6 protein-coding genes are annotated in these 16,893 nt (G+C 63.1%); 2 read left to right on the forward strand and 4 right to left on the reverse strand.

Annotation, left to right across the window (positions count from 1 at the left end; translation table 11 throughout):
- From NB231_RS18265 to NB231_RS03560, 3 genes are read right to left on the reverse strand one after another with little or no spacing between them, the layout of a single operon-like run.
- The gene (locus NB231_RS18265) at positions 1-147 is read right to left on the reverse strand and encodes a hypothetical protein (RefSeq protein WP_156776887.1); all 147 of its coding nucleotides are present in this window, start codon (positions 145-147) and stop codon (positions 1-3) included.
- A gap of 2 nt (positions 148-149) precedes the next feature.
- The gene (locus tag NB231_RS03555; protein WP_004999812.1) at positions 150-3,380 is read right to left on the reverse strand and encodes a non-ribosomal peptide synthetase; all 3,231 of its coding nucleotides are present in this window, start codon (positions 3,378-3,380) and stop codon (positions 150-152) included.
- Between the two features lie 4 nt (positions 3,381-3,384).
- Positions 3,385-12,609, reverse strand: a complete 9,225-nt coding sequence (locus tag NB231_RS03560; protein ID WP_004999813.1) for a non-ribosomal peptide synthetase — start codon at positions 12,607-12,609, stop codon at positions 3,385-3,387.
- A gap of 172 nt (positions 12,610-12,781) precedes the next feature.
- Between NB231_RS03560 and NB231_RS03565 the strand changes: the two genes are divergently transcribed.
- Entirely contained in the window at positions 12,782-12,997 is a 216-nt protein-coding gene (locus NB231_RS03565; protein ID WP_004999816.1) for an MbtH family protein, read from the forward strand.
- 9 nt (positions 12,998-13,006) lie between these two features.
- Complete coding sequence (locus tag NB231_RS03570) at positions 13,007-15,505, forward strand: penicillin acylase family protein (protein ID WP_004999817.1); 2,499 nt, start codon at positions 13,007-13,009, stop codon at positions 15,503-15,505.
- Here NB231_RS03570 and NB231_RS03575 read toward each other — a convergent pair.
- Positions 15,491-16,489, reverse strand: coding sequence for a TauD/TfdA family dioxygenase (locus tag NB231_RS03575; RefSeq protein ID WP_050756042.1), 999 nt, complete (start codon positions 16,487-16,489; stop codon positions 15,491-15,493). The genes NB231_RS03570 and NB231_RS03575 overlap by 15 nt on opposite strands.
- Between the last annotated feature and the right edge of the window lie 404 nt (positions 16,490-16,893).

Below are 16,893 nucleotides of genomic sequence, written 5' to 3' on the forward strand. Positions count from 1 at the left end.
TTATTCCATCCGAAACCGTTCGAGCAGCTCGCTCAGGTTTACCCGCGCCAGCACCGAGGTGCCGGGCGCATGAGTCGCCTGCATCGCGAAACGTTTTGCCACGCTCTGTCCATCAAGCTCCATGCCGTTCTCCAGCGTATTCTTCATATTCATGCTTCGCTCGCAGCCGAACCCAAGCGAGCTTTCTCAAGCAGCGCCTTATGTTCTTCCGGGTTCAGCGACATCAGCCGTTGGCGCAGTGCCGCTACCTGTTCCAGCTGACCCGGCTCACTCTCAAAACGAGGCAGGGCCTGGGCCAATGCCTCAATGCTGGGGTGGTCGAATACCAGCCCGGGCAGGATCTCTACTTGCAACAGCTTGCGAATCCGTGCCACCAGTTTGATCACCAACAGCGAATGGCCGCCTAGATCGAAAAAGCTGTCCGTTACGCTGACCTTCTCGCGTTTGAGCAGCTCGGCCCAGACGTTAGCCAGTACGGCCTCCACTGCATCGCGCGGCGCGACATATGCGCTTCTCTTGCTCAGATCGGTCGGGGCCGGCAGGGCCTGCCGGTCGGTCTTGCCGTTGGCGAGACGCGGCAGCTGTGGTAGCACGAACACATGCGCCGGGAGCATGGCACTGGCCAGGTGTTTTTTTAGTTCCTGCTTCAGGGCCGCCTCATCCAGCTCGCCCCCCCCCTCTGCCCGAACCGCCACGACGTAGGCGAACAACTGCCTCTGCTCGCCCTCCCCCCAGGCGCGCACCGCCGCTTGCCGTATGCCCGGTACGGTAAGCAGGGCCAGTTCCACCTCCGCAGGCTCGATGCGGAAGCCGCGGATCTTCAATTGGTCGTCGGTACGGCCGGCCAGTTGCAAACTGCCGCCTGGCAGATAGCGACCCAGGTCGCCGCTGCGGTACAAACGCTCGCCCGGCCGGAAGGGATCGTCGATAAAGACATCGTCGGCCGGTCGGTTGAGATAGCCGCGACAGACTTGCGCACCGCCCAAATAGAGCTCGCCCAGCGCACCGGTTGGCACCAGGCGCCGTGCCTCATCCAACAGATAGACGCTGCAATTCGCCAGCGGCTGGCTCAGCGGCAGCGCATCGCCACACCAGGCATCCTGCGGATCAAAGGTATGGGCCATCACCCCCACCGTGGTTTCGGTCGGGCCGTAGTGGTTGTGGATGCGGCAATCCGGGGCGAGCTTTACGAGGCGTTCTACCAGCGCACGTGGCGTGGCCTCGCCGCCGAGAATCAGGGTGCGGGGCAAAGTCGCCGATTCGGTATCGAGCAGCGCCTCCAGGTGCGAGGGCACGATCTTTAGGCAATCGATGTCCTGCTCGAGCATGAAACGGGCGAAGGAGGCGGCATCCTGCATGTCCTCGGCATCCGCCACGATCAGACAGCCGCCGTTGAAAAAGGCTCCGAACAGCACGGTATTGCCCAAATCGGCTGCCACGGTGGAAGTCAGCGCAAAGCGACGCCGCACCGCCAAGTCCAACGCCACGCTCACCGCAGCCGCATAATTCAGCAGCTGACCGTGCTCGATGACCACCCCCTTAGGCTCACCGCTGGAGCCCGAGGTGTAGAGGACGTAGGCTGCCTGGTCCAGCCTAAGCTCAACAGCCGGCGGGCTTTCGGGGCAGGCGGCCAGCTCGTCTGCCAGCGTGTCCAATTTGACGCAATGCACATCGCCCATTGCCCGCGGATCGACGGCGCTGGAAGTCAGCACGAGCCGCGGCCTGGCGTCCGCCACAACTTTACGCCACCGGCCTTCCGGCCAATCGGGATCCAGAGGAAGATAGGCGCCGCCCGCGCGCAGGATCGCCAGCACCGCCACCACCAACTCGCCCGAGCGCGGCAGCGCTAGGGCAACCAGGCTCCCAGGGCCAACCCCGTGCTGACCAAGCCAATGCGCCAAACGGTTGACCCGGGTGTTCAACGCCGTATAGCTGAGGTTGAGATCGCGGGAGGCGAGCGCAGGTGCCGCTGGGCTCGACGCGGCCCAGTACGCGATACGCGCCGGCAGGGCCTGCTGCCCGACATCCAAGGCCGAACCGTTCAAGGCCAACAGACTGTCCCGTTCTGTCGGGCCGACCAATGGCAAGTCGGCGATGGCCTCAAAGGCATGTGTCGGCAGGGCCGCCAGCAGCGTTAAGTATTGCCGCAGCAAGTGCTGCACGGCGGCTTCGCTGTAGCAGCTACAGGCATAATAAAGCGCTACGCTGCGCGGATACCCGGCCTCGTCCAGCACCGCTTGCAGCGCCAACTCGAAGCTCGGTGCAGATCCCGGTAATTCATCCACATGGCAGCGCAGCCCCGCCGCATTGCCCGGCGTCAATCCACCGGCCAGATCGAATCCGACCGCCAGATGGCTGGTATGCAACGGCTCGGCCACTGGCCAGTGCTCTTGCCAGCCGCGATGATCCTCCAAACTCCTGTCCAAACGCTCGACCCAGTTGGAAAACGGCTCTGCGAACGACAACCTCACCGCCAGCGGCAGGATCTTGTCGAATACCCCGACCGCGGCGGCGAGGAGTTCGTAATCCCGCCGGCAATCGTGTTGCCAGCCTCCCGCAAATGCGGACTCACCACTGATTCGCGCCAGCAACGCCCACCAGGCCGCCTGCAGCAAACTCTCCAACGGCCAATCGTGCGCCTCCGCCAGCCGCAGCAACCCGGCTGCAATCGGTTTTTCCAGGTGCTGATTTACGCAAGCATGTTCCGGTGCCCCTATTGGGGACTCCGAACCTCTCAGGCGGTACGCCAGGCGCGGTGCGGCTAGGCTATCAAGCCCGAGTCCAGCCCAATACCCACACCCTGCCTCGGCATCTTCGCCTTGCTCCAACTCGCGCCGCCATTCGACGAATTGGGGGTACTGCACGGTTTGCGTCGCTTCGGCGGCGGGGCGGTCGTACGCTGTCAGTAACGCCCGGTACAGATTCTCCAGACTCAGCCGATCGGCCACTAAGCGTGACACCGCCAACACCAGCCGCCAGCGCCCATCCGCGATGCGAAACAGCACCGCGCGCACCGACCGGCCCTGTTCCAGATCGAAAGCGGTGATGCGCTCGCAGCGCACGCGCTCGGCCATGCGTCGTTGCGTATCGGGCGCCGCACGCAAGTCCACCGTTTCCCAGTCTAGAGTCGGCGATAAAGGCTGTTGCCGCAGGCCGCGGTAGCCGGGAAAATGACGGAACGCCATCCGCAGACTCTCGTGTGCGGCCACCACGGCGGTCAGCGCCGCTCGCAAACGCGCCTCATCCACCGCGCCGTGCATAGAGATGGCCAGAATGGCGGCCTTCTCACTCCCCCCGGCACGAAACTCCGGCTCGCTCTCTGCCAAAATGAAACGCTGCTCGGGGCTCAGGGGCAGGCCCTCGAAATACTTATTTTCCATGGCTTCAGCCTTGTACTTGCCGCTCGGGAATGAACGAAGCCGCCGAATCGGCTGGCGCCACCTGTTCGCGCTCAATCATTTCGGCCATGGCCACCACGATCCGGCGCGGCCCCTCGAACGGGTCGCGGGCGTGAGCGGCCAGCATATTGTCCAACATGATTACGTCACCCTGACGCCAATCGAAGCGCACTGCACATTCCTCGTACAGCTGGCCGATCAGCTCCATGACTCCATCCTCGATTGGGCTGCCGTCGCCGTAATAGACGTGACGCGGCATGCGCTCGAGGCCGACCATGGCCAATAAATCCGCGCGCACTTCGGGCTCCAGGCAGAAGATGTGGTGCAGCTGCACCTGGTTGAAGAAGACGCATTCGCCGGTCAACGGATGTTTAATCACGGCTGGGCAAATGGTGTGAATTTGTAGCTCGTCGTTCTCCAGCCACCGACAGACGGTACCAGCCGCGCGACAACGCGCCTCGACTGCGTGCTTATCGTCAGTCTTGAAGAAATCGCGCCAACTGACATCCAGCTTGTCGGTGAAGGTGCGAACGTACATCAGCTGCTTGCGCTCGAAGGTCTCGATGAGCTCCGGCGGCAGGCGGCGATACATTTCACGGCAGTCGACGATCGGTGTCGCTCCGCCCACCGGAGAGGCTAACTCGCAGAAGAACCATTGCTTGCGCGGCCAGCGCTCCAGGTGCGAGCTTTCATTGTGAAAAAGAATCATTTGCTGCTCTGGATAGGGGGTGGAGCGGTAGATGTTCGTACCGCCTTCCTTTTTCGGCAGATCGCCGTAGCCGCCGTACAGGCCCGGTTGAATAGCCTCGGCAAAGGCTTCGAAGTCCTGCGCCGTCTCTAGCCCGAAATTGCGGAACAGGATGCCCGCGTGCCGGCACAACGTGGATTCGATGAAACTGCGTTGACTGCGTGCCCAGGCAACAGGGTCGAGATCGTCGATAGTCGGCTCGAGCACGACGGGAAATTCCCGACCCGACGGCAAGAACGACGAGCGAATCAGAGCACGTGGCTCCGTGAATGTCTGCGTTGCAACGGATGCGCGCGGCGTCAGCTTCTTCAGCTTGTCGAGCTTGCGTTTGCTGTTGTCCATCACGCGAGACTCCTTTTCATCCGGCAGAGTGAACTGTTCCAGAGCGGTATGCGGCTGTGCTGCGGCCTGTTCGAGCAGCTTTACCCAGGCGCGTGCCAGACGCTGCACGGTTGCGCGCTTGAACAGTGCGGTGGAGTAGACCCATTCGGCGCTCAGCCCATCGCCCTCCGGCTCGAGGAACAAGGCCATATCGAACTTGGACTGGCGCTGCGCCGGCGGCAGAATCTCGATATCCAGTCCGGGAATATCGAAGCGGCCCGCCGGCGTGTTCTGCAACACGAACAGCACCTGCACCAGCGGATTCCAGCGACGGTCGCGCGGAATCTCCAGTGCCTCCACCAAGCGGTCGAAGGGCAGATCCTGATGCTCGAAAACATCCAGAGTCGTCCGCCGCGTCTGCTCGAGCAGCCCGAGGAAATCCGTGCGCGGTTCAAGACGCGAGCGCAGCGGCACCACATTGACGAAGAAACCGATCAGCCCTTCCAGCTCGCTGTGGCGACGGCCCGCCACGTCGGTGCCGAGCACCAGGTCAGGCGCACCGGTCAAGCGGTGCAGCAGCAATTGGAAACCGGTAAGCAGCACCATAAACAGGGTGGCTTCTCGGGCACGGGCCAGGCCATCCAAACGCTGCACCAGGGCCGGCGGCACCGTGAAGCGAACCACACCGCCGTCATGAGAAACCACCGCCGGGCGCGGGAAGTCGGTTGTCAACGGCAGCCGACTCGGAGCCCCGTCGAGTTGGGCTTGCCAGAATTCAATCTCACGGCGCAGGCACTCGCCGCTCAAGGCCTGGCGCTGCCACACGGCATAGTCGGCATACTGCACTGGCAGCGGTGGCAACGCGGGGGGCCGTCCCTCGCGCCGGGCCCGATAAGCGGCAACGAACTCGTTGATCAGCACGCCCACGGACCATCCGTCGGCCACCATGTGGTGCACGGCGAACAGCAGCAGATGGCTGCACGCGTCCAGTTTGAGCAAAGAGGCGCGCAGCAACGGCGCCCGGCCGATGTCGAAGGGGCGACGCGCATCCCGCACCATCGCCTCCCTCACCTGCGCATCGCGCTCGGCGGCGCTCAGGCCGGAAAGATCGGTGCAAGACATCTCGAGTTGTGCTTGTAGGGAAATAACCGCCATCGCCTCACCATCGATCTCCGGATAAGCCGTGCGCAGCACTTCATGGCGCTCTATCAGATACGCCAGACTGGCGTGCAGCGCTCTAGCATCCAGATCGCCCCGCAAGTGCAGTCCCGCCGCCATGTTGTAGGCCGAGGATGTACCGCCCGCCAGCCTGTCCATTAGCCACAGTCGCTGTTGGCTCAGGGACAGCGACATGGTCGTGCCGCGGGGGGCAACGCGCAGAGGTGGCCAGTCGTCATCAGGCTCTTCTGCACGCGCCTGCTCCAGGCGGGTGGCCAAGGCACTCAGAGTCGGTGCCTCGAACACCGTTCGCAGCGGTAGATCGACTGCCCAATCGCGGCGCAGGCGCGAAACCAGGCGAGTGGCAAGCAGCGAATGCCCACCCAGCTCAAAAAAATGGCTCTGCCGGCCAATCATCTCGACCGTCAGCAGCTCACGCCATAGGGCCGCCAAGCGCCGCTCGGTTGCCGTTGCCGGCGGCTCCAGCCCGGCTTCACTCTGTGGTTCAGGCAGTGGCAACGCCTTGCGATCGAGCTTGCCGTTCGGCATCAGCGGCAGTTTCTCCAGCACCACCAGCTGGGCCGGCACCATGTACTCGGGCAGCGCTTCCTTTAGCTGCGCTTGCAGCTCCTCGGTCAGGCCGGCTCGCCCCGGCGCAACCGTGGGGACGACATAGCCAACCAGGCGCTTGCCACTGGGCACCTCTCGCGCCGTCACCACCGCCTCGCGCACCGCCGGAAGGGACTCGAGCGCAACCTCAATCTCACCCAGTTCGACCCGAAAGCCCCGCAGCTTCACCTGATGATCGATCCGGCCGACGTACTCGAGCACCCCGTCGGCGCGCCAGCGCGCCAGATCACCGGTGCGGTAGAGCCGGCTGCCCGGACCAGCGCCCGGTACGCCCGCCTCCGAATACGGATTGGGTACGAAAGCCGCAGCGCTCAGCACAGGCCCCTGCGCATAGCCCCGCGCCAGACCGGCCCCGCCGATGTACAGCTCCCCCACCACCCCCGGCGGCACGGGCTCGAGCCGGGCATCCAGAACATAGAGCCGAGTGTTGGCGATCGGCCGGCCAATCGGGATCACAGCAGCATCAACGCATTCAACCGGCCAGGCACTAGACCAGACCGTCGTCTCGGTCGGCCCGTAGACATTCAGCAAGCGCACCCCACGCGCAAGCAACCGTCCCGCCAGCTCACCCCGTAGCGCCTCTCCACCGCAGAGCACGCGCAGCCCCGCCCATGCCGCCGCCTCGTGCTCAACCAGCATTTGCCAGGTCGCCGGCGTGGCTTGCATCAGCGTGATCCCATGCCTCTGCATCAGCTTGAGCAGCGCCGCCGGCTCCAGCGCTTGCTCACGCGTTGCCACCACCACACAGGCCCCTTGCACCAAAGGCAAAAACAGCTCCAACCCGGCAATGTCAAAGCTCAGCGTCGTCACCGCAAGCAGGCGATCATCGGATCCTAGACGGATGCGGTCCTGCATGGCGTGCAGAAAATTAACGAAGGCTTCGCGTTCGACCTGCACGCCTTTCGGCCGGCCGGTCGAGCCCGAGGTATACAGAACATAGGCCAGCTGCCGCGGGTGCACAGGCAGGTCAAGGTCGCGATCCGATAATTCGGCAAGCGTCTTGTCGAGTCCCTCCAGGGCGGTTACGCGCTCGGCCCCCTGCAAGACGGGGCGCAGGGCCTCGCGCGTCAGCACCAGCACCGCAGTCGCGTGCTCGAGCACATACGCGTTGCGGGCGCGGGGCGAAGCCGGATCGATCGGCAGATAGGCCCCACCGGCCTTATGGATCGCAAGCAGCGCAACCAGCAACGCCGGTTCGCGCTCCAAACAGACCCCGACCACGCTGTCGGTACCTACCCCCGCAGCGCGCAGCCAGCGCGCCAGGCGGTTGGCCCGGCAATTGAGCTCGCCATAACTCAACTCCACCGCACCGAATACCGCTGCGACCCGCTCGGGAACCTCATGCGCACGGCGCTCGAACAGCGCCAGCATGTCCTCTCCCGGCACCAAGCCGCGCGCGGTCCGATTCCACTCGTCCAGTGCGCGTGTGCGCTCGGCGGTGCTCAGCAGCGACAGGGCGCCGATAGCGCTTTGCGGGCGGGTGGCCAGGGCGAGTAGTAGTTGCCGATAATGCTCCACCAAGCGGATCAGCTCGGCATCCGGCAGGCGGCGCCGGTCGGCGCTGAACTGCACGGCGAGCTCCCGATCCGGCAACACCTCCAGCGTCAGGCCGTAGTTGGTCTGCACGAGGTTGTCGAGCTGGCGCAGGTTCAGCTCGCCTAGCTGCATTTGCCGACCCTCTGCCATCGGCAGGTTCTGGAACACCATCAGCGTGTCGAATAGTGCCGCGCCCTTGGCCGCATGCTGTTGGATATCCACCAGCGGGGTCTGTTCGAACTCGCGCATCGCGACGTTGGCGGACTGCACCGCCGACAGATAATCCTGCACCGACAACGCGTCGGCGGGCTGCAGCCGCAACGGCAGGGTATTGATGAACACACCCAACATGTGCTCGGCCCCCGGCAAATCCGCCGGGCGGCCAGCCGAGGTGACACCGAACACGACGTCGGCCTGTCCGCTATAGCGCGCCAGCAGCAGCCCCCAGGCGCCCTGCATTAAGGTGTTGAGCGTGACTCGGGAGTCCTTTGCCGCCTGCTTCAGCCGCTCGCTCGCCTCAGCATCGAACCGCAGGCTGCGGGTGATGTAATCCGTAGGACCCGCCGCAGCGGGATACAGGCAGGGCAAGGACATCGGCCCTTCGATACCGGCCAGCGCCTGGCGCCAGAAGGCTTGGGCATCGTCCACCTTGTGCCGGGCAAGCCAGGCGATATAGTCGCGGTAAGGGGGCCGGGAGACCAGGTTCGGCGGCGTGCCCGCCCGCGCGGCGCCATAACGCTCCAACACCTCTTCTAACAACATCACCGAACACCAGCCGTCGACGATCAGATGGTGCCGGCTCCACACCATCCACCAGCGCTCCGTTCCCACCCGGAACAGCGCAAGGCGCAGTAGGGGTGGCTGTTCGAGGTCAAAGCCTTGCTGGCGATCCTCCCGGCAAAAGGCTTGCAGCGCCCTCTCCTGCTCGCCCCGCTCCAGCCCGCGCCAGTCGCGTATATCAACCGGCAGCCGCGCCTTGCGGTGTACGCACTGCAGCGGCTCATCCAAACCGTCCCAGCAAAACGCCGTGCGCAGGATGGCATGGGCATCCAGAGCCTGCTGCCAGCCGGCAACGAATCGCTCGGGCTCGAAAGCCCCCTCGATCTCAACCAGCAACTGATTGAAATACACACCGCTTTCGCCTTCCAACAGGCTGTGGAACAACAGCCCCTTCTGCAGCGGCGAAAGCGCATAGGCGTCCTCCAGGCTCGGATGCTCCTTCCGCCATTGCACCAACTCGGTCTCGCCCAAGCCGGTGAGGGCGAACGGCGCCGCCGCAGCGGGTTCGGTCGAAGCGCCCGGAGCAGCGCCCGGGCCATCCATCCTGTCGAGCAGGAAAGCGGCCAATGATGCGATGCTTGGATGGTCGAAGAGCTCCTTCGGCGTGAAGGACAGCTCCCGCTGCTTGGCCTTGGCGATAATCTGTAACGCAAGGATCGAGTCACCGCCCAGCGCAAAGAAATCCGCATGGCGATCCGGTATCCCTCGCTTTAGCACCGCGGTCCAAATCGTCTCCAACTCGCTTTCGATCGACCGGGTCGGTATATCAATCACCTGAGCCAGAGCGGCGATGGTCGGATGCTCGAACAGTTGTTTCGGGTTAATCACAAGCCCGCGCTGCCGTGCTTTAGCGATCAGCTGCAAGCCGAGAATCGAGTCACCGCCCAGGGCGAAGAAATCGTCGCGAATAGAGACCGTGACGCATCCCAGCAGCTCCGCCCACAGCTCCGCCAACGCGGCCTCGATCGCATCGCGGGGCGCATCGAGCGCGCCATCTGCCGGCACCCTTTGCGCCTCGGGCTCAGGCAGCCTCTGCCGATCCACCTTGCCGTTGGGCAGCAGCGGCAGCAGCGGCAGCTCCACGAAGGCAGCCGGGATCAGGTGGTCGGGCAGTGCCGCAGCCATTCGGGCCCGTAAGCCCTGCAGGTCGACCGGTCCGGCCGCGACCAGGTAAGCGACCAGACGCAGACCCTCGCCGGTCGGCCCCTGCCGCGCGACCACCACGGCGTCGGCCAGCTCGGGGCACGCCTTGAACCAGGCCTCGATCTCGCCCGGCTCCACGCGAAATCCACGAATCTTGACCTGATGATCGAGTCGTCCCAGGAATTCAATCATTCCGCCCGGCAACAGGCGCGCTCGGTCGCCGGTTCGGTACAGCCGACTGCCGTTGTCGGCGAAGGGATCGGGAATGAACCGCTCCGCCGTCAAACCGGGCTGGCCCAGATAGCCGGTCGCAACGCCCGCGCCACCCACGTAGAGCTCGCCGGCCGCACCCCCCGGCATGGAATTGAGATAACGGTCGAGCACATGGAGCTGGGTCCGCGCCAATGGCGTGCCGATTGGGACGAACCCGGACAGGGTGGGCTCCGCCGCGCGCTGCACGACATGCGTCAGGCAACCCACCGTGGCTTCGGTGGGACCGTAATGGTTGACGATACGGCACCCCGGCCGGAGCTCGTGCAAGCGCCGGATCAGCCCCAGGTCCAATCCTTCTCCGCCCAGCACGAGACATTGCCGCGGCAACAGACGCCCGGGACGAGAGGCAGCCAGCAGCCCCTTCAAATGCGACGGCACGATCTTGAGGCAGTCGATCGGTGCCTGCTCCAGAGCGAGCGCCAACGCCTCCGGATCAGAGGCCAGATCGTCGTCGATCAGCCGCAGCGTACGCCCGCTCAGCAAAGCACCGAACCAGGCGGTATAGCCTAAGTCCGCTGCCGCCGACGACAATGCGCCGAGCGAGGCATCGGGTGTCAGCTCCAGGACATCCAGAACACCGTTGACGTAATTAACCAGATTGCCCTGACTGACCAGTACACCCTTCGGCACACCGGTGGAGCCAGAGGTATAGACGACATAGGCTGGCCAGTCCGGATGCCGCAGCGCCGGGCCCGGCGCTCGACCCGCTCCGGGCGCCGAATCCGCCGCCTCGAGATTGAACCAGCATACGCCGTCCAACCCGCCCGGAGCGCTCCCGCAGCCGGCCACCAGGGCCGCCCCGCTATCCGAGAGTACGTGTTGAAGACGCCCGGCCGGCGCAGCCGGATCGAGGCAAACATAGGCTGCCCCGACCTTCCAGGCCGCCAACACGGCAGTGATGAGCGATGCGCCGCGTGGCAGCAGCAAGCCCACGATGTCGCCTGGCCGCAGTCCGCCCGCCCACAGACGACCGGCCAGTCCCGCCGCCGCGGCGTCCAACTCGGCATAGCTGAGCGTTCCCTCGGACGTCACTAGAGCAAGGCGCCGCGGCGAAGTGGCCGCCTGGTGTTCGAACGCCGCCAGGGCGGTCTCGGCAGCCGGAGCGCGATCGGGGCCACGCAACAGGGAGCGGTCGGTCAACCGGACTGCCTGCAACTCGCTCAGGCGGGCCTGCGGCGCCGCCAGCACGCTGGCGATGAACGCGCGGAAATTGTCCACCATACGCTCGATGCGCGCACGCCGGAACACATCCGTGCTGAAGCGCCACTGGCCGATCAAGCGCTGTCCTTGGTCTTGCCAGCGCAGGTTAAGATCGTTGGCGGCCCCGCGCTGGGTCGCGAAATACTCCTGCACTACGTAGCGGTTCAGAGCCGCCCGGGCACTGACCGGCACCAGGGTCAGCATGTGCCGAAACAACGTCGGCCGCCCGCCTTCACTTACCCCGGTGCAATGCTCGGCTATCAGGGGCAGCGGATACTGCTGATGCTTGATGGCCGCGCGCAGATCCTGACTGAACCGGCGCACGAAGTCGGCGAAAGGCGGATTACCGCCGCAGCGGGCTCGCAAGGGGACGGCGTTGAGCGTATAGCCGATCAGGCAACGAAACTTCGCGCCGGCGCGCCCCGCGGTGGGCGTTCCCACCAGGAAATCGTCCTGATCGGCGTAACGGTGCATGAATACCTGGAACACGGCGGTAAGCACCCCGAACAGGCTGACGTCTAGCTCGCTGGCCAGCGCTTTCAAGCCCGCGCTGTCGCCTTCGCTCAGGGCAAAGTCCAACTCCTCGCCAGCGAAACTCGGCTCCCGCGGCCTGGGAAAATCCGTGGTCAGTGCCAGTGGCGCCGGTCCATCGGCAAGCTGCTCCCGCCAAAAGCGCACCAGCTCCTCGCCACGGGGCCCATTCAACGCTTGCCGTTGCTCGGCCAGCCAGTCCCAGTACAGGCCGCTTTCCGGTAAGTTCGGCGTCTGCCCGTGCAGCAGTTCCTCATAAACCCGAAAAACAGTCTCGCAGAACAGCTCGAAGGAGAGAAAATCGCCCGCGATGTGGTGAATCGCGGCGCACAAAAAAACACGCGCCTCGGTTCCCGCCCGGTTGAGCAACAGGCGAAAACGACACACCTGCGCCCGTTCCAGGGCAAAAGGGAGGTCGGCCTGCCGTGTCAGCCAGGCGCGCACCTGCGCCTCGTCCCAACGCTCGACCCGCTGCACGGTGAAGTCGGGCTCAAGCACTGGGGCCCGCACCATCAGGACTTCACCGTCTTCTTCCCGATAGCCGCAGCAAAGTGCCTCAAAGCTGGCCAACACTCGGGCAAACGCGGTCCCGAGCCGATCGAGATCGATTTCCGCCTTCAGCTCGATGCCATACACCATGTTGTAGGCCGGACTGTGCGGCGCGAGCTTGTAGAACGCCCACAAGGCCATTTGCCCAGCGCTGAGCGGGCGCTTGCAGAAAAAGTCCGGATTCCGTTTCAGCCAAGCGGCGATCTCGGTGCCTTGCTCTTGCCGCAGGCGTGCGGCTTCCTCCCGCTGCGCCTCCAACGCGCAGCGGCAGACGAGTCTGTCATCGATCAGGCTAAATGCCATTCCCGAGGCGCGCAGGGATTTCATCAAGCTGTGTATCATTGCTTACCGATCCTTAGCCTGGGTAGCGGCTCACACCGATCCGCCCCTCGTGCTCCTGCTGGAGAATTTGCTAAAAATAATATGAATGATTAGTATTTGCAAATATAGCCGCGTATCGGTTGCATCTAACCACCTATGCGGCACTCCACCTGTCATCACGTGAGGAATAAAAATGAGTTGGGACAGCCCAGAAACCCGCTTCAACGTAGTGGTCAACCACGAAGAGCAGTATTCGATCTGGCCGGACTACAAACCCGTACCCGCCGGCTGGCGCACCGTCGGCAAGCAAGGCAGCAAGGACGAGTGCTTGGCTTACATCGAACAGGTCTGGACCGACATGCGTCCTTTGAGCCTGCGTCAAGCCATGCAAGCAGAAGAGCCGAGCTGAGCGGCTCGCATGATGCAACACCGGGGCACGCTGTCATTGTTGCTCGTTGCGACAGCACTAACGGGAGGCACGGAAAGCAGCCCGGGAGCTCAAAGCACAATCGAGCCGCATATTTCGACCCACTACGACGTCGTTGTTCGGCGCACGTCTTACGGCATTCCGCACATCAAGGCCCATGACTGGGGAAGCCTTGGCTATGGCTACGGTTATGCGCAGGCCGAAGACAACCTGTGCACGCTTGCCGATGGTTTTGTCAGCTTTCGCGGTCGTCGATCCTATTTCTTCGGCCCCGAGCGCACCCCGCCCGTCAATTCGACCTTCGGCCGGCCCAAAAACATCGATGTCGATTTTTTCTTCCGGTCAATCGCGCCGGACGGACTCGTCCGGCAATACAAAACCCGGCAGCCCCCTGAATTGCAGAACCTCGTCCGGGGGTTCGCCGCCGGTTACAGCCGTTACGTGCGAGAGATCAAGTCGGGCGGCACACCCAAAGCCCATCGGGCCTGCCGGTCCGAGCCGTGGGTAAGTGAAATCACCGCGGCGGATGTCTATCGGCGCATGTATGCCATCAACATCGCCGGCGGTTACGCCCAATTTCTGCCCGGCATTGTTAACGCGCAACCGCCTGGCCAAAATGGCTACACGGCAGCAAAGCCAGACCAAACACTTTCGAGCTCAAGCGTAAAAACGCTGGCCAAGCGTGTATCGGGAGCCTATTTCCAGGCTGGAAGGCAAATCGGGATCGGTAGCAACGCCATCGCCTTCGGCGGGCAAGCGACGGGCACCCCTCATGGTCTGCTGCTCGGCAATCCACACTGGTACTGGGGTGGTCCGGACAGGTTCTACCAAGCTCATCTGACCCTGCCAGGCAAAATCGACGTAAGTGGCGCATCGCTCCTGGGGCTGCCCTTTATTGTGATCGGCTACAACAACCATATCGCTTGGAGTCATACCGTCTCGACGGCCCGGCGCTTCGGCCTGTTCGAACTGACCCTGCCGCCCGACACGCCGACTTCGTATCTGTACGACGGCCAGATACGGAAGATGACACCCATGCCGATCAGCATCGACGTGCGCCGCTCCGACGGCCGGGTCGAAAAGGTCACGCGTACGCTCTACCGCACCCACTTCGGCCCGGTAGTCGATCTACGCTCATACTCGCCGGCGATGAGCTGGAGTAGCACCCGGGCCTTCGCACTCCGGGACATCAATGCCGACAATTTTCGAATATTCAGGGCCTATCTCCGCTGGGGGCAAGCCCGCTCCCTCAATGAGTTCATCTCGATCCAGAAAGAGGAAGCGAGCGTGCCCTGGCTCACTACGCTGGCCGCCGGCCGCGACGAGCGCCGGGTCTGGTACGCTGATATCGGCTCGATCCCCAACGTATCGGATGCCCTTACAGCGAGCTGCACCACCCGTCCGCTCGGAACGGCGTTCGCGCAATCCGCACCGGGCGTGCCGTTTCTCGATGGCGCGCGATCCTCCTGTGAATGGCCGAACGAGCGGGATTCCGTCCAACCGGGAGCGATGAGGGTTGCAAAGCTGCCCAGTCTGATCCGGGAAGACTACGTCGCCAACATGAACGACAGTCACTGGCTCACCAATCCGGCACAGCCATTGACCGGATACCCGTCCATCATCGGCAGTGAGAAAACCGTTCAATCCTTACGAACTCGGCTGGGCCACCTACTCGTGCAGAGCCGTCTTGCCGGAACCGACGGCTACGCTGGCGACAAGGCGACCAGTGCCATCATACGCAAGGTAGCGCTCGACAGCCGCGTGCTGTCGGCGGAATTGTTCAAAGCGCAGCTATTGGCTGGTATTTGCGCCAAACGGCATGCAGTAACCGTCACCCGGGATTCGGTGACGAGGGAGGTGTTTTCCCCGGCCCGTGCAATCGACCTGTCGGGCGCCTGCGAAGTGCTGCGCAAATGGAACAACACCGGCAATAGCAACGCCAGCGGGGCGCATATTTGGGATGAATTTTGGGCCCGTGCCAGCCTCATCCCAGCTTCTGAGCTGTTTGCGACGTCTTTTTCCGCCACCGACCCGATCCATACACCCCGCGACCTGAAGCCCGACAATGCGCTGCTGTCAGAGGCCTTCGGTGTGGCGACCCTGCGCGTCCAGCAGAGCGGATTTGCATTGAATGCGCCACGCGGCGAGTACCTGTTCGTCCGTCGTAACGGCATCAGGGTTCCACTATTCGGCGGTTGCGGCAGTGTCGGCTATTTCACCGTAGTCTGCTCCGAGCATCGTATCGAGCAAGGCGGCTATCCCATCGATGGCGATTCGCACGGAAACACCTACCTGCAAGTAGTCACCTTCTCGGAGGGTGGGGTCGAACCTTACACCCTCCTCACCTTTTCTCAATCGGACGATCCGGCCTCCCGACACTTCGGCGATTACACGCAGCGCTATGCCGGCAAGCAGTGGTTGCGCGTGCCCTTCACAGAGCGCGAGATCCGAACAGATCCCGCATTCACGGCTATCTCATTGCATCAGTGACGCCTTGATGGAATACGACTGGGCCATAGCCACCACCACCTGACGGGGACCGCTGAACGGGCAACGCCCATGCGCGGCCAGCATGTTATCCAACATGAGAATATCGCCCTGCTGCCAGGGAAACTTGACGGCACAGGCATCCAACACGCCGCGCACGTGCTCGAGCACCTCCGGCTCGATGGGTGAGCCGTCACCGTAGTAGACGTTGCGCGGCAAATCGGCCTCGTCAACCGCGCCCAGTAAGGCATCCGCTATGGCCGGTGCCAAATTGGAGACATGGAACAAGTGCGCCTGATTGAACCACACCCATTCGCCGCTGGCAGGATGTCGGGCTACGGCCTGGCAAATCTGCCGAGTGCGCAATTCCCCGTCGGACTTCCACTCAAACTGGATGCGGTGCGTCCGGCAAAAGGCCTCGACAATGGCGCGGTCCTCGGTATTAAAAGCCCGTTGCCAAGGCAGGTCCAAACCGTTGCCGTAGTTACGTACGTACATCAGGCCCAGTTGGGTGAAGCGCCGGCAGACCTCGTCATCGATGCGCCGGTAGATCTCACGGCAATCCGCAATGGGTGTCTCGCCGCCTTGCTCGCTTGGCTGCACGCAGTGAAACCAAATCCTCATGGGCCACTCCAGCGTATAAGACTGCTCGCTGTGCAGTGGAATGGCCTGATGAGCTGGATATTCCGTAGACGTATACACGCCCTCGCCCAGATCCGTGCGCGGTGTGGAGCCGAACTCATAACTCAATAGCGGGGAGCCGAAGGACCAGACAAAACGCTGGAAAGCGGCCACCCCCGGTACGTCAAAGCCGCGAAACAACACTCCGCCAACCTCCGGTAAAGCGTCCGCGACCAACCCGGAGAGTTGCGACAGCCAAGCATCCAAAGGTGCACGCCGCGGTGGGGTGACCACCAGTGGCAGCGCCCCTGCTTCACCTAGGGAAGAGACTTGGAGACCATCCGTATGTTCGACCAGTGCACGCATCCTCGCCACTCCAGTTTCCGAAGGATTGCCGTTTTGTTGCTTGACAGGCACGCCAAAAAAGTTGCCTGAGCCGAGCCTGCTGCTCAAGCATACGACAATAACACGAATACGAATTATTTGTAATAGTACAAGTAATGCGATAACTTCTTCTCAGCGTGCATGGCACTTCATCGGCGAGGCGAAAACGAACGCAAAGGAGGTGCGATGCGCGGGCGACCACCACGGTTGAGAAATCGTCCGAAAGCCTGGAGCGGATCGCCAACTTACCAACCATCACGCCACCTCGGCCAGCTTTTCGCGAATCAACCAGACTACAGACTGATATGTTTTAACTTGCAAGCAACTATGCCAGAAAGATTTTCTGGCATAGTTCTTGATGAAAACATGAGACATCTTGTTTGGAG

It is taken from the genome of Nitrococcus mobilis Nb-231 (genome assembly GCF_000153205.1).
Classification (GTDB): domain Bacteria; phylum Pseudomonadota; class Gammaproteobacteria; order Nitrococcales; family Nitrococcaceae; genus Nitrococcus; species Nitrococcus mobilis.

Coding starts and splice junctions, on each gene's coding strand:
- NB231_RS18265 (WP_156776887.1), bottom strand. CDS start 147: ATGAAGAATACGCTGGAGAACGGCATGGAGCTTGATGGACAGAGCGTG.
- NB231_RS03575 (WP_050756042.1), bottom strand. CDS start 16,489: ATGCGTGCACTGGTCGAACATACGGATGGTCTCCAAGTCTCTTCCCTA.
- NB231_RS03555 (WP_004999812.1), bottom strand. CDS start 3,380: ATGGAAAATAAGTATTTCGAGGGCCTGCCCCTGAGCCCCGAGCAGCGT.
- NB231_RS03565 (WP_004999816.1), top strand. CDS start 12,782: ATGAGTTGGGACAGCCCAGAAACCCGCTTCAACGTAGTGGTCAACCAC.
- NB231_RS03570 (WP_004999817.1), top strand. CDS start 13,007: ATGATGCAACACCGGGGCACGCTGTCATTGTTGCTCGTTGCGACAGCA.
- NB231_RS03560 (WP_004999813.1), bottom strand. CDS start 12,609: ATGATACACAGCTTGATGAAATCCCTGCGCGCCTCGGGAATGGCATTT.